Annotated in this window: 12 protein-coding genes; 7 read left to right on the top strand and 5 right to left on the bottom strand. The window is 66.0% G+C overall.

Features of this window, described 5'->3' with window-relative positions; all coding sequences use genetic code 11:
- Positions 1-4 precede the first annotated feature (4 nt).
- Positions 5-925 carry a LysR family transcriptional regulator gene (locus HWW87_RS19435; protein ID WP_175821705.1) on the bottom strand — a complete coding sequence of 307 codons (921 nt, stop codon included), beginning with the start codon at positions 923-925 and terminating at the stop codon, positions 5-7.
- Between the two features lie 131 nt (positions 926-1,056).
- On the opposite strand from HWW87_RS19435, the gene HWW87_RS19430 reads away from it, so the two are divergent.
- The gene (locus HWW87_RS19430; RefSeq protein WP_175821704.1) at positions 1,057-2,055 is read left to right on the top strand and encodes a quinone oxidoreductase; all 999 of its coding nucleotides are present in this window, start codon (positions 1,057-1,059) and stop codon (positions 2,053-2,055) included.
- Between the two features lie 57 nt (positions 2,056-2,112).
- Here the strand turns inward: HWW87_RS19430 and HWW87_RS19425 are convergent, their stop codons facing one another.
- Positions 2,113-3,639 (bottom strand): MDR family MFS transporter, encoded by a 1,527-nt coding sequence (locus HWW87_RS19425; RefSeq protein ID WP_175821703.1) that lies wholly within the window; start codon positions 3,637-3,639, stop codon positions 2,113-2,115.
- A gap of 231 nt (positions 3,640-3,870) precedes the next feature.
- Here HWW87_RS19425 and HWW87_RS19420 point away from each other — a divergent pair, with 231 nt between their 5' ends.
- The gene (locus tag HWW87_RS19420) at positions 3,871-5,430 is read left to right on the top strand and encodes a methyl-accepting chemotaxis protein (protein ID WP_175821702.1); all 1,560 of its coding nucleotides are present in this window, start codon (positions 3,871-3,873) and stop codon (positions 5,428-5,430) included.
- Positions 5,431-5,591: 161 nt separating this feature from the next.
- Here HWW87_RS19420 and HWW87_RS19415 read toward each other — a convergent pair whose 3' ends face one another.
- The 3 genes from HWW87_RS19415 to HWW87_RS19405 form a co-directional block, all read right to left on the bottom strand.
- Positions 5,592-6,023 carry a hypothetical protein gene (locus tag HWW87_RS19415; protein ID WP_244107308.1) on the bottom strand — a complete coding sequence of 144 codons (432 nt, stop codon included), beginning with the start codon at positions 6,021-6,023 and terminating at the stop codon, positions 5,592-5,594.
- Positions 6,024-6,397: 374 nt separating this feature from the next.
- Positions 6,398-8,065, bottom strand: a complete 1,668-nt coding sequence (locus HWW87_RS19410; RefSeq protein WP_175821701.1) for an ATP-dependent helicase — start codon at positions 8,063-8,065, stop codon at positions 6,398-6,400.
- 123 nt (positions 8,066-8,188) lie between these two features.
- The gene (locus tag HWW87_RS19405; protein ID WP_011547464.1) at positions 8,189-9,043 is read right to left on the bottom strand and encodes a helix-turn-helix domain-containing protein; all 855 of its coding nucleotides are present in this window, start codon (positions 9,041-9,043) and stop codon (positions 8,189-8,191) included.
- A 489-nt stretch (positions 9,044-9,532) separates the two neighbouring features.
- On the opposite strand from HWW87_RS19405, the gene HWW87_RS19400 reads away from it, so the two are divergent.
- The 5 genes from HWW87_RS19400 (at position 9,533) to HWW87_RS19380 (ending at position 14,141) form a co-directional block, all read left to right on the top strand.
- Entirely contained in the window at positions 9,533-9,742 is a 210-nt protein-coding gene (locus HWW87_RS19400; protein WP_174433832.1) for a hypothetical protein, read from the top strand.
- Between the two features lie 174 nt (positions 9,743-9,916).
- Positions 9,917-10,192 (top strand): hypothetical protein, encoded by a 276-nt coding sequence (locus HWW87_RS19395; protein ID WP_175821700.1) that lies wholly within the window; start codon positions 9,917-9,919, stop codon positions 10,190-10,192.
- Positions 10,193-10,825: 633 nt separating this feature from the next.
- Positions 10,826-12,160, top strand: a complete 1,335-nt coding sequence (locus tag HWW87_RS19390) for an FAD-binding oxidoreductase (protein WP_175821699.1) — start codon at positions 10,826-10,828, stop codon at positions 12,158-12,160.
- A gap of 61 nt (positions 12,161-12,221) precedes the next feature.
- Complete coding sequence (locus HWW87_RS19385; protein WP_175821698.1) at positions 12,222-13,316, top strand: potassium channel family protein; 1,095 nt, start codon at positions 12,222-12,224, stop codon at positions 13,314-13,316.
- Between the two features lie 93 nt (positions 13,317-13,409).
- The gene (locus tag HWW87_RS19380) at positions 13,410-14,141 is read left to right on the top strand and encodes a DUF1963 domain-containing protein (RefSeq protein WP_175821697.1); all 732 of its coding nucleotides are present in this window, start codon (positions 13,410-13,412) and stop codon (positions 14,139-14,141) included.
- Positions 14,142-14,717 lie beyond the last annotated feature (576 nt).

Genomic DNA, 14,717 nt, shown 5'->3' with positions numbered 1-14,717 from the left:
CGGCCTACAGGTGGCCGTCCGCATCGCGCACCGCGTCGGCGATCGCGTCCGCGACGCGCTGCACGCGCGGCGAGCGCCGCACGTCGGGGTGGACGACGAGCCAGATCTCGCGCTCGACATCGCACCGGGGCGCGGACGTCAACTCGACGAGCGGTGTTGGCACCGACGACGACGCAGCGGCCGCGGCCGGCGCGCCCGTGCCCCCATCTGCGCTCGTCGCCAAATCGTCGACGAGAAAGCGCGGCAGCAACGCGATCCCCGCGCCGGCCACGCACGCGCGATGCAGCGCGGCCAGATCGTTGGCGATGAACGCAAACCGGCGCCCGGCCGCGAAGCGTTCGAGCCACTGCTGTTGCGGCATTTGCGCGAGCGCGTCGTCGTAGCCGAGAAACGCCCAGGTGTCGGGTGGCACGGCGGCCCAGTCGGGCGACGCGCACAGCGCGAAGCGCATCGTGCCGAGCCGGCGCGCGGCAAGCCCCGGTTCGCTCGGCCGCGACAGCCGCACCGCGAGATCGGCTTCGCGCGCATACAGGTTCGCCGCATGCATTTCGCCCATCAGGTCGATCCGCAGCGCCGGCCACGCGCGCTGCGCACGGGCAAGGCGCGGCGCGAGGAAATGGCTGGCGAATACCGGCGACGCCGATACCCGCACCACGCCGTCGAGCGCGGCCGCGCCCTGCGCCGCGCGCGCGAACGCATGCGCGTCGGCTTCGAGGCGCGCGGCGTGTTCGGCGAGGTGCAGCCCTTCGTCGGTCGGCGGCCAGCCGCGCGGCAGCCGGTCGAACAGCCGGATCCCGAGCGCCGACTCAAGCGCGTCGATGCGCCGCGCGACCGTCGAATGCTGGACCTGCAGTGCCCGGGCGGCGGCCGACAGGCTGCCGCCGCGCATCACCGCCAGAAAGTAGCGGATGTCGTCCCAGCTCATCGGCAGCGCGGGGGCGGCGACAGAATCGTGATCGGTCGAATTTTGCACAGTAGATGGGCGTTCAACGTGAATTCCGTTCGATTATGCACGATGGGATGATCGTGTCACTTCATTCGATAGCGAGGAACGTCATGACCCAAACTGCCCATGCCATCCGGATCGGGATCGACCGTTACGGCGACGCCGGCGTGCTGCGCCGCGTCGATGCGCCCGTCGCGCCGCCGGGGGCCGGCGAAGTGCGGATTCGCCAGACCGCGATCGGCGTGAATTTCGTCGACATCTATTTCAGGACGGGCGCGCACGCATTGCCCGCGCTGCCGGAGGCGCTCGGCGTCGAGGCGGCCGGCGTGATCGACGCGGTGGGGCCGGGCGTGACGGATCTCGTGCCCGGTCAGCGCGTCGCGTATGCCGGCATGCCGACCGGCAGCTATGCGAGCCTGCGCACGATGCCGGCCGAGCGCGTGCTGCCGATTCCCGACGGGCTGAGCGACGAAGCCGCCGCCGCCGGGCTGCTGAAGGGGATCACCGTTTACATGCTGCTGCATCGTGTCCGGCAGGTCGGCGCCGGCGATACGGTGCTCGTGCATGCGGCGGCCGGCGGCGTCGGGCTGCTGGCGACGCAGTGGGCGCGTGCGCTCGGCGCGCGGGTGATCGGCACGGTCGGCTCGGCCGCGAAAGCCGCGCTCGTGCGCACGCACGGCGCCGAAGCGGTGGTCGATTATCGCGAGGAGGATTTCGTCGCGGCCGCGCGTGCGTTCGGCGGCGGGGCGGGCGTCGATTACGCGATCGACGGAATCGGCGGCGACGTGCTGACCCGCACGCTCGGGGCGATTCGTCTGTTCGGCATGGTCGCGAGCATCGGGCAGGTGGCCGCGATCGGCGCGCGGCAGACGTTCGACCTCGACGAGTTGGGCCCGGCCCGTTCGATTGCGCTTGCACGGCCGAGCGTGCTCGGTTTCATCGCGCGCGACGTCGGCGCGTATCGGGACGCCGCTCGTGTGACGCTCGACCGGCTGGCGGGCGGGATGCACGTCGAGATCGGCGCGCGGCTGCCGCTCGAGCAGGCGGCCGACGCGCACCGGTTGCTGGAGTCGCGCGCGACGACGGGCGGGGTCGTGCTGCTGGCGTGACGGCGGGCGCGGGCGGATCGCGAGGCGGCTCACGGTCGTGTCGCGAGCCGCGGGCGCTCAGTTGTGCTTGCGCAGCGGCGCATCCTCGACGAACCACGCGAGCACGAACGCGATCGCAATGACCGTCGCGGCCGACAGATACACGACGTGCAGCGAGCCGGCGAACGCGTGCAGGTACGCGTCGCGCACGGCATCCGGCAACTGGTGCACGGCGGCCGGGCCGAGCGCGGGCGGCAGCTCGGTGCCGGCCGGCAGCGCGTGCATCATGCGCGACTGCAGCCCGTGCGAAAACAGCGCGCCGAACGCGGCGACGCCGAGCGAGCCGCCGATCGAGCCGCCGATCGAGCGGAACAGCGTCGCGCCCGACGTCGCCACCCCCATGTGCCGGAATTCGACCGTGTTCTGCACGGCCAGCGTCAGCACGGGCATCACCATCCCGAGTCCGATCCCGAGCAACGCCATGTACGCGTACATCGTGTGCAGCGGCGTATCGAGCGTCAGCGTCGACAGCAGCGCCATCGCGACGCCGCCGGTCAGCGTCCCCGCGATCGGGAACAGCCGGTACGAGCCGAGCCGCGAGATCAGCCGCCCGCTGGCGATCGACGTCACGAGCATCCCGCCCATCATCGGCAGCAACTGCATGCCGGCCTGCGACGGCGTCGAGCCTTTTACGACCTGCAGGTAGAGCGGGATGAACGTGACCGAACCGAACAGCGCGATGCCGACCACGAAGCCGATCAGGCTGACCAGCACGAAGGTGCGATGACGGAACAGGTCGAGCGGCATGATCGGCTCGGCCGCGACGCGCTCTTCATAAATGAAGCCGCCGATCGCGACGAGGCCGAGCGCGAGCGTCATCCACAGCTGCGGCGACGTCCACGGCAGCAGCGAGCCGCCTTCGCTCGTGAACAGGATCACGCAGGTGAGGGCGGTCGCGAGGAACGCGGCGCCCATGTAGTCGATCCGGTGCTTTACGTGCGCGGTGTGCGGCCGGAACGCCATGCCGATCACCGCGAGCGCGAGCAAGCCGAGCGGCAGGTTGATCGTGAAGATCCAGCGCCATGAAAGATGCTCGACCAGGAAGCCGCCGAGCAGCGGGCCGACGATCGTCGCGAGGCCGTAGATGCCGCCGAACATCCCCTGGTAGCGCGCCCGGCGATCGGGCGGGACCAGATCGCCGATCGCGGCCATCGTGACGACCATCAGGCCGCCGCCGCCGAGCCCCTGCAGCGCGCGCAGCACGATCAGTTGCGTCATGTCCAGCGCGATGCCGCACAGCGCGGAGCCGGCGAGGAACAGCACGATCGCCGCCTGCAGCACGATCTTGCGGCCATACAGGTCGCCGAGCTTGCCGTACAGCGGCAGCACGACGGTGGACGACAGCAGGTACGCGGTGACGACCCACGACAACTGGTCGAGCCCGCCGAGTTCGCCGACGATCGTCGGTAGCGCGGTCGACACGATCGTCTGGTCGAGCGCGGACAGCAGCATGACGAGCAGCAGCGCGGCGACGATCAGCCCGGTCGGCGCGTCGCGGCGGGCCGCGTCGGCGGCCGGCGGAGTGAGGAGGGTGTTCGTTGTCATCGAAATATCTGCCATGGCAGGGAATTGAGCCGAAATATAGCCACGAATGATTGACTAGTCAATTTCTGCCCAGCCTCTATATGTTGCAGTCGTAACAGGAGATTGCCCGCCCGCAAAATTGACCACGATCAGCTGCAAAGCAGGGGCGGACTCAAGTTTTTCGCAGGCAAACCGTAATACAGAGTGCCGCGGACCGATTGCCGCGGCATTTTTCATCGCTCACGTCCCGTCATGAACCTGAACGCCCTGTTTTCCCGTTTCTCGATCCGTACGCGGATCTTCTCCACGCTCGGCCTCGTTGCCGCGCTGCTCGTCGTGTCGGGGCTGATCGGCCTCGCGGGCATGCAGAGCTCGAACCGCGCCCTCGACGAGGCCTATACGCGGCAACTGGCGGCGAAGACCGCGTTGTCCGCGGCGAGCCTGAACCTGACGATCGTGCGCACGACGCTCGACCGTGCGCTGCTGCATCCGGAAGCGCCGGAGGTGCCCGATCTCGTGAAGAAGGCCGACGGCTATCTCGCGAAGGCCGACACGGCCTGGCGCAACTACGCGGCGATGCCGCACGGCGACGACGAAGGCCCGCTCGCGAGCCGCCTCGATGCCGCGCGCCAGGCGCTGATCGGACAGGCGCTGAAGCCGATGATCGATGCGATCCGCGAAGGGCGGCGCGACGAAGCCGACCGGTTGCTGATGACGGTTGCACCACCGCTGTCGGTCGCGCTCACGCAGGCGACCGATGCGCTCGATGCGTACCAGGCCGCCCGCGGCAAGGACGTGTACGACACCGCGCAGACCTATTACGGCTGGATGCGCATGGGCGCGATCGCGGGCATTGCATTTGGCCTGGCCGCGTGCCTCGGTTGCGCGATCGGCCTGCATTTCGCGATCACGCAACCGGTGAATCGCCTGCTGTCGCATTTCCGCCGGCTGTCGGACGGCGACCTCACGTCGGAATTGCGCTGGGCGTCGCGCGACGAGATGGCCGAACTGGTCAAGGGCGTGACCGGCATGCAGCGCAGCCTCGCCGATACGGTGCGCCAGGTGAGCCAGGGTTCCGAAGCGATTTCGACGGCGACGCACCAGATCGCGGCCGGCAACACCGATCTGTCGCAGCGCACCGAGGAACAGGCGTCGGCGCTGCAGGAGACGGCCGCGAGCATGGAGCAATTGACGGCAACCGTGAAGCAGAACGCCGACCACGCGCTCGAGGCGCAGGCGTGCGCGGACAGCGCGAGCGAGATCGCGACGCGCGGCGCGACGGTCGTCGGCGAGGTGATCGGCACGATGAACGAGATCGACCGGAGCTCGCAGAAGGTCGCCGACATCATCGGCACGATCGAGGGGATCGCGTTCCAGACCAACATCCTCGCGCTGAATGCGGCGGTCGAAGCCGCACGCGCGGGCGAGCAGGGCCGCGGCTTCGCGGTGGTCGCGGGCGAGGTGCGCACGCTGGCACAACGCTCGGCGTCCGCGGCGAAGGAAATCCGCACGCTGATCGGCGAATCGGTCGAACGTGTCGCGACCGGCTCGCGGCTCGTCGGTACGGCCGGCGCGACGATGCAGGACATCCAGCAGGCGATCGGGCGCGTGACGGGCATCATGACGGAGATCGCGGCCGCCTCGAGCGAGCAGCGCGACGGGATCGAGCAGGTGAACCGCGCGGTGTCGCAGATGGATCAGGTGTCGCAGCAGAACGCGGCGCTGGTCGAGCAGGCGGCCGCGGCTGCCGCGTCGCTCGAGGAACAGGCGGATGGGCTGCGTCGCACGGTGGGGGCGTTTCGGGTGGCTTGAGCGGGTTCGAGGTGAGTCGCCGCGGATTTGTCGGCTGATGTGACCTGTTTTACGGGTTGGTCGATGCTCTCGTCGGTGATCCGAGCGCGCAGTCTGTCGAGAAACAAAGCCCCGCTAGCGGGGCTTTGTTTTTTATAAATCAAAAACTTAGGTTGTAACCTTTAAAACAAAGGCAATCTGGCGCGAAGCCAATCCCACTTGGAGGGGGGGATCATCAGATGTTTTTTTATATTCGATTCATCGGTCAAGTCGATATAGCGAACCAGGTTGCCCTCGTAACGCAGGGGCGGGTGAGAGCTATCTCCGTGATACCAGTTGACGGAGAAATATCGTCTCGCAAGAAGCTCGCCATTTTCACTAAACACGCTTAGTTCGATGTTGTCGTCGGTCGCGTCCTGATCATTCCCGCCAGTGCCACACAGCTTGAATCGATACCAAACGCCATTCATGTTTTTTATGCCGCCATCTAATGTATCCGGGCGATCATAGAAGTCACATCGTGCGTAGGCGGGGCGATTGAAATGAATGATAAAACCTGCGCATACGTAAATGGCAATGGCTAAGCCAATGTATCTGATGGTTCTATTCTGCATATCTCACCAAGATCCAGGTCGATCGGCTTCTTCAGCTTCAAATAGACTGGACTTGGATACGCTCCTTTGCGTATCAAGCGGGATGCAACCTTGGGAACCCTTGTATTCCCTCAACTCCGATCCGAACAATCCCTTTTTCGGTTTGTAGTAAGGCAGCTTTTTTACGTCGGCCATGGACTATTCCGTTTGCAACGAATGGCCTGGCATCGTAAAAGTCGGCTGTAAACGAACAAACCATCAGGTGTTGCCGAAACAGGTCGAAATGAGCGTGGACAAGGGCCCGGAGCATCGAGAAATGTGCCCGATTGTGTCGACGACCATGATGTCGGGGATCGTCCCGGCTCGATTGCGGCCCGGTCGCATCGCCCGCCGCGTCAACCCGCCGCGAGCTGCGCGGCCGCGCGCGACGACGCGACGATCAGCAGCTTCATCGTCGCGCGCGTCGCGCCGACGAACAGCTTGCGCGCGGCACGCGCGTCGAGCGTGTCGAAGTCGACTTCGGTCAGGATCACGCACGGCGCCGACTGGCCCTTGAAGCGGTAGATCGAATCGAGCAGCACGTCGCCTTCGCGATACTCGGGGTTGCCGAACAGGTCGTACTTGCCGGTGAAGCGCTTGATCCGGTGCGGGCCGAGCTGGTCGAGCGGGGCGAGCACCGAGCCTTCGCGGCCGCGGTACGACAGCACCGCGATGTCCTGCTTGCGGAAGCCGAGCGACAGCGCATGCGTGATCGCACGCTTGGTCGCGTCGATGCAGGCTTGCGCCAATGCGTCGCCCGACGCGCCATCGTCCCCGTATGCCGACACCGACGGATCGGAGCCGTCGAACGGGCTGCCCGAGCGCAGTTCGGCCGCGAGCGGCTCGGCCCGGCCCACGACGTCGCGCACGAATTCGAGCAGGTCGCGCGGGCTGCGGTAATTCGTGAGCGCCTTGAGCGTGACCCACCCGGGCAGCGCGACGGGTTCGCGCATGTACAGGTTCTGCAGCGGATCTTCCAGCCACCACCATGCGCCGTCCGGCGTGAGCAAGCGCTCCAGCGCGGCCGCCCACGGCGCATGGAAATCCTGCCCTTCGTCGACGACCAGCACGTCGAAGCGCCAGCGTTCGGGAATCGGCGCTTGCGCGAAGCGCGCCTCGAGCCGTTCGAATTCGCCGGGCACCTGGAAGTCGGGCGTATAGCCGCCGTCGCGCGCGACCCAGTCGCACAGCTGGTGGTAGTTCGCGATCTTCGCGCCGGGCGGCGCGATGCGCGCGATGTAATCGGCGAGCGGCCGGTTGAAGCATACGTAGAGCACGCGCTGGCCGGCCGCGACGGCATCGCGCATCACCTGCACCGCAAGCTGTGTCTTGCCCGAGCCGGCGGTGCCGGTGACGCGCAGCCGGAACGGCGTGAATTCGAGCTGGCGCGCCCATGCGGCGAGCCCACCCGACAGCCGGGTGACGAGCGTGCCGGCCTGTCCGACGAGCGCGCTCGTGTCGGGCGTGAGCGCGAGCTCGTCCGCAAGGAAATGGTGGAGCTTCGGCGCATTCGGAAAGTGCTCGTCGTCTTCGGGCAGGATCTGCAGGATCACTTGCGCGAGCTGCGCCTTGCTCGACGCATCGACGATGCGGTCGGGCGCGACGCCGGCGATCGACGCGTCGCGGATCGAGTAGTCGGGGCAGTACAGCAGCGCCTCGACGCCGTAGACGCCCGCGCCGAGCGCGGCCGTCAGGCGCCGGTGCAGCGTCTCCTGCGTGCGCGCGAGCTGGATCGGGACATTGCGCTCCTTCTGCAGGTAGACCTTCACGAGCCCTTTCGGGGTTTCGCGCAGGAAGCCGGCCTTCTGCTCGATCAGCAGCACGCGGCCGGCCGGGCTCACGACGACGAACGCGGCTTCGCCGAACACCGAGAACGCCTGGTCGGCGCGCGTCCAGTGGACGCCGTGATACACGGTGTAGCTATCGGGCAGCGCGTGTTCGAGCGCGGCGAGCGTTTCGCGCTCGCGTTCGGCCGCGCCGGTCGCGGCGAGGCTTTTCCAGTCGTCGGGGATGAGGCGGGCCATGGCGTCGGGCGGCGGATGTCGGCGTGGGCGTGAACGGGTACGGCTATTGTACTGAGGAACCGGTTCATGCCCGCGGCGACGCGCGTGCGTTGGCCATTCGACGGGCGGCCGGCCCGGCGGACGTCAGCCGCGCGTGAGCCGCTTCGCGAGATCGGCGCTGAGAATCGCCATGCGCGCGGGTTTTTCGTAGCACACCACGTCGAACGCGCGAATCACTTCGCTGATGTCGGCTTCGCTCGCGCGGCCGGTGAGCAGGTCGCCCGTCAGCACGAAAATCGGCGCGCCCGGGTTGTCGGACGTGCGCACGGCCTTGATCGCGGTGGCGGCCGTCCCGTCGTCGAACAGCCATTCGGTCAGGACCGCGTCGAAGGCCTGGCCCTGCAGCGCGTCGACGAACGCTGCGAGCCCGTCGAACGCGGCCGTCGCGAAACCCTGCCGTTCGAGATAGCGGCACAGCTCGGTCGCGCTGACGCGATCGGGATCGATCACCGCGACGACGAGCTTGTCGCTCTCCGCGCGGCGCGGGTAGATCTCGATCTTGTGCACGTCGTACGCGTTCTGGTACAGCACGCCGGTATGGCGCAGCACGCGCCAGCGGCCGTTCTGTTCGTACGCGACGAACTCGGGACGCGCGCCGGCTTCGAGCGGCGCGCCGATCCAGGCGGTGCACGGAATCTCGGCGACGCCCGCATACAGGACGGCTTCCTGGGAATAGGCGCCGACCATGCCGGGGTCGAGCGTTTGCGCGCCGAACAACTGCGCGGCGGGTTCGCCGTACGCTTCGGCGACTTTCTTGATCTGCGCGAGCGTCCAGGGGCTGCTGCCGCGCAGTTTGCGGTGGCCTTGCGAGAAACTCAGGTCGAGGATGCGGCACAGCTCGGTAGTCTGCTGGCGCTTGCCGATGCCGTTGCGGGTCATCAGCTCGCGCACGCGCTCGGCAACCGCGAGGGAATCCGTGGTGATTGCTTCAGTGGTCATGCTACGGGAACGGATCGTGACGTTCAGAACGACGCCTTGCGGCAGTCTCGGCGGACAGTCTTCATGACGTCCAGGGGCGAGCCGACCGGCCACGCACGGAAAAGATAACTTTACCGCAAAATGGTCGTCATTCAGTGTTGTGAAAGGTGCGTTTGTGTGAAAGGTGTGTCATGAAGTTACGCTCGGCCCGCCTCGGCGCGTGTGCGCGAACGTACGTTCGACACCTTCAGGTCGGGATTTCAACGACCGGGATGCGATTCCGCACGGGGCGACAGGTAATCGTCGCACGATGCACCAACGCAGGGCGCGTACTCGCCCGGACCGATGTATCCGACCCATTTTGCAGGATATCGCGCGACGGCCGGCCGAGACCCTTGCAGGACGATCGATCGATCGACGGTTTCCTCTAGTGTAACCAACATAGATACATTTTTTAAGCCAGCGCAGCTGCGTGCTACGATTTCGCCGTCTCAAAAAAGTGTTGAACCGATGCAGAAGAAATTCTTGATGCGCGGATACGAAATGAACTGCGAGCCACGCGTGACGGAGGCCGGCAAATATGCCGCGCAGGTCGAGGTCACGAAGGTGGGTTTCAGCCGTGAGGCTGCGTTCCGCAAGCTGGGTGAATTCGAGACTGAGGCCGAAGCGGTCGCGTACGCGAAACAATTCTCCGAAGAGTGGCTGAGCCGCTATGCGTAGCGCGGCGCGTGCCCACGCCCGTGCAATGCAGACATCGGGGTGACCGGCGGTGCGGCGCCCCGAGCGACTGGAATTCCTGCCTGGATATTGCGAATGCGTCGGGAAATTTGTAGATTGATGACTCCTGTTGTGAGGTATCGATCGTCCGAAGGCAACGCAATTTGGAGACTGCGAATGTCCACTTTGTGCATGCAGACCGTCGTTCACGGCAAAACTGTCCAGATCGTGCTGTCGCCCGAGCAGCGTACCGCCAGGATCGACATCATCGGTGACGAAGCCGGCAGCTATCCGCCCCGCACGATGAGCATCGAGCGGTACGTCAACGCCGGCATGGCCGACGACGAAATCGCGCGGCATGTTCTCGAAGTCGTCTCGATGTCGATCGAGCAGCTTGCGAGGCTGCAGCCGTTCGAACGCACGGCAGGTACTCAAACGCGCTATTCGCACTGAGGACGCTGGCGTAGCGGCGGCCTCCCGTGCAGACCGCGAAGTCCTGGCTGAATGGCCGCGTGGTTTATCGAGCGTTCGACATGTCGCCGTCGACGCCGTCGAGCCGACACGCATTGATTGCGCGTTCGCGCTACGTCCGTATATACGTGAACGGCTCGCCGTCGTCTCGCTCGACGGACCACAGCCGCCGGAGCTGATCCTGCGCGAACAGCTCAGGCATCGATCGGGCATTGCCTGTCATTACATTTGTAGTCCTGATCGATAAAAAATCCGGATGCGCGAGGAGATGATCGCGTCGGGCGTCGAGTCCATTTCGACGCAGCAGTTCGCGTTGCGCTCTGCGACCTCGCATCGTCGAATGGAATTTCCGCAACGGCGTTGGGTGTCGGAGAGCCGGCATCGGCCGACAATTCCACCGCTGCCGGTATCGACGCGCAAGCGGCGGCAACCGTCGGTGCAACACGCGGTTCCGGCGCCGTGGCTTCGGCAGGCCACGTCACCGCAGTCGGCGTCAATGCGATGGTGGACCCGGAAGAGATGGCCGAATGACCGGCTTCCGCAATTTATCGCTTCATGTGGCGACGTGGCCGCGATAAGCTTTGCCGGTCATGCATCGACACCCGACAGAAAACAATGACCACCACCTATCCGCTGCACGACGCATTGAGCCACGCCGATACGGCGTTTCCGCCCGAAGCCGACGTCGTGATCGCCGGCGCCGGCATCATGGGCTGCGCGGCCGCTTACTACCTCGGCCTGCGCGGCCTGAAAGCCGTCGTGCTCGACAAGTCGCGCATCGCCGGCCAGCAATCGACGCGCGCGTGGGGCTTCGTGCGACAGCAGGGGCGCGAATCCGCCGAAGTGCCGCTGATGATGGCCGGCATGCGGATCTGGGAAGGCCTGGAGCAACAACTCGGCTTCGATCTCGAATGGCGGCAGGGCGGCTGCCTCTACATGGCGGACAACGAAGACGACTGGGCGTCGTTCCAGGCATGGCTCGCCGTCGCGCGCGAGCATGGGCTCGACACGCGCACGCTGACGCGCGCGCAGATCGACGAACGCGTGAGCGGGCTATCGACGCAGGCGCGTACGCTCGGCGGCTTGTATACGGCGACCGACGGGCAGGCCGAGCCGCGTCGCGTGGCCGCCGCATTCGCGGCGCGCGCGACCGAGGCCGGCGCGCGTTTCTTCGAAGGCTGCGGCGTGACCGCGATCGAGACGGCGGGCGGCGCGGTCGTCGGCGTCGCGACCGAACGCGGCACGATCCGCACGCGGCGCGTGATCTGCGCGGCCGGCGCGACCAGTTTCAGGCTGCTCGACGGCGTTGGCATCCGGCTGCCGCAGCAGGCCGTGCGCGGCACCTGCATGCGCACCAACGTGGTTCCGCCGGTGTCCGCGGCGACGGTGTGGGGCCATGGTCTAGGCATCCGGCAGCGCAAGAACGGCGCGATCAATCTCGCCGACGACATGCAGGTCGACGTCGATCTGACGCTCGGCCACCTGCGTGGATTGAGCCTCTTCTGGCCGGAATTCTGGTCGCAGCGCGACAAATTCCGGCTGCACCTGAATGCGTCCGCCTGGCGCGACGTGCTCGCGCGCATCAACGGCGCGACCGGGCCGATCGAGCCGCGCGATCCGCAGCCGCAGCCGAATCGCGCGCATGCGCCGCGCGCGCTCGCGAAGCTCAAGGCGATCTTTCCCGCGCTGAAGGATGCGCAGGTCGTCGAGGCGTGGGCCGGCCTGATCGACGTGCTGCCCGACGGCATTCCGGTGATCGATGCGCCCGGCACGCCGTCGGGGCTCGCGATTGCGACAGGGTTCTGCGGGCACGGTTTCGCGATGGGGCCGATCGTCGGCCGGCTGCTCGCCGAATGGATCGACACGGGCGCGCCGTCGCTCGACCTGTCGGCGTTTCGCGCGCGGCGTTTCGTCGACGGGACGATGGTGCGGCCGCGCAGCATGCTGTGACTGGCCGGGTGCATGCGTTCCCGTCGTAGAATCGAGCCCGCATCCTTCAGGAGACTTTCCGTTGGCAACGCCATCCGATCAGCGCCGCTCGTTGCGCCAGCGCCTGCGTCGCGCCCGCAATCCGTGGCAGGCGCCGCGTACGCGCACGCTGTTCACGCGCCCCGCGACATCGCCGCATCGCACGCTGTTGTTCCGTCTCGGCGCGGTCGTGCTGTTGTGCACGCTTGCGTTTCTCGTGCTGTATCTCGACCGCGACGGCCTGCGCGATTCGACCAAGAGCACGCCGATGACCGTGGCCGATCTCGTGTACTTCACGATGGTCACGGTCGCGACGGTCGGCTACGGCGATATCGTGCCCGTCACGGCGCGGGCGCGCCTGCTCGATGCATTCTTCATCGTGCCGATCCGCATCGGCATCTGGTTCATTTTCCTGGGCACGGCGTATCAGTTCGTGATCCAGCGCGTCGTCGAGGAATTCCGCATGAAACGCCTGCAGAAGCAACTGTCCGATCACATCGTCGTGTGCGGTTATGGCCTGTCGGGGTCGATCGCGGTGCGCGAGTTGCTGGAGAGCGGCGTCGATCCGGCGGCGATCATCGTGATCGATTCGCAGCAGCAGGCCCTCGAGGCGGCGACGTCGCTCGGCGTGACGGGATTGCTCGGCGATCCGGCGCACGAGGATCTGCTGCAGCAGGCGCAGGTGCGCGCGGCGAAGGCCGTGATCATTTCGGTGACCGACGATCCGACCGCGATCCTGCTGACGCTGTCGGTGCGCAGCATCGCGCCCGATACGAAGATCGTCGTGCGGATCCAGGAGAACCTGTACCAGCGGCAACTGCGGCAGGCCGGCGCGGACGTGATCGTGTCGTCGACGAAGATCGGCGCGCTGTTGCTGGCGGATGCGGTCTATAGCCGCTACATCGTGCCGTTCGTGAACGACATGCTGTCGACGCGCGGTCGCGCGACGCTGCTGGAGCGCGAGGCGTTGCCGCATGAAATCGGCTGCCTGACGAACGTCGTGCCGGGCGCGATCGTGGTCGGGCTCGATCGATGCGGGAAGATCTATTCGTTTTACGAGGATCCGCCGTGCAGGATCGAGGCGGGCGATACGCTGGTGGTGATTCAGTCTGCGCGGATTCCGGATCCGGATGTTTGAGGGCGATAGCCTGTTCGAAGCGAAAGATCCGGCCTCGCTGGCTACGAGCGGCCGCTGACTCAACTTTTGGCCGGCTATAGAAAGGATTACCGAATGAGCACATTCCGCACCGAACAAGATCTTCGGCACGCATTGAGCGAGGCCGGATTGGACGCGTTGGCGGACCGGATCGTCGCGACGATGCGTCCCGCCATTCAGTTCGTTCGCCGACAGCAGCCCGACGACGCACTGCCGCCTGGCACGAGCAAGATCGGCGGCCTTCCCGATCTGCCTCCGGGCTTCGCCTGGCCACACCGGCAATCGCCGGCGGATGCCGATACACGGATTCGTGCATTGCGCGAACAGCGCATTCGCCATCGGGAGCGCTCGGCCTCGTCCAGATCGCAACGGCCCAGTGACGATATCCTGGTCTTGCTGTCGGAACACGAGCGGGATGCGTGGCTTCGCTCGATAGAAGCCAGCCGCCCCGATCCAGACAAGCTCAGGGCCATCCACGCTCAAGAGGATCGTTACGACGACCTGATGGCAGTTGCTTTGGGCCGCGAATTCCCGCTGGCTTTTCTTGCACAGATCAACCTCGGCGCTTTGTCGAATGAATCGGGCTTCGACCGCGATTTACCCCGGCGCGGCGTTCTCAGCCTGTTCGAGGATCTGACGGACGACAGGATTCGTCACCTCTTTTCCTGGGGCGGCGAATACTACGCAGGCACCCGGCGGATGCACGCGCCCTCCGGTGGAGACGGGACCACCTACCTCATGATTCAACGCGACGACCTGCTGAGTCATCGCTTCGACAAGGCGCAATCGCTCTATCAGTGCGACTGACCCCAAATCCGCCCCTCACCCAATAGGGAGATCCAATGCGTTGGTGCACTCGACTATCTGTAGCAATGGTGGCCGCAACTACGTTCAGCGGATTCGTTCCGATTACGCAGGCAAGGGCGGCAACGCCATCCGCAGACGTTTATCGTCCTTTAACGGCAGAGGCTCTGCTCTCCGGAATCGACAATGGCACGCTGGCAGGCGCCGAAGAAGGAGAGGTGAGGCAACGAACCATCTCGACGAACAGGGCCACGAGTTTTATCTACGGAGTGGCCGACACGACCGCCGGTAAGGCATGGTGCCCGCCGCCCAAGATGGCAACAACCGAGCTGGTTGTCGCGACCTACGGGTATCTGACCAAGCTTCCATCGCGCGACCTGGACGCCCCGGCTGCGACCATGATCACACAGGCATTGAAGACTGCTTACCCCTGCAGGCGGTAAGAAGCGTGGCCGGCCCTGTCCGGTCACGGGGCCGGCCATGACCTGGACGTCAGGGCTAGGAAGCCTTAACAAAATGACGCTTGGGGTTGTTTACTTTCGATCGTCCCTGTTAACCTTCTCGTTGCTTAGAAGGTGA

The organism is Burkholderia sp. BCC0419, from assembly GCF_902830285.1.
Taxonomy (GTDB): Bacteria; Pseudomonadota; Gammaproteobacteria; order Burkholderiales; family Burkholderiaceae; genus Burkholderia.
Note: the sequence above shows the minus strand (reverse complement) of the source record. Positions and strands in the feature narration are given on the sequence as shown.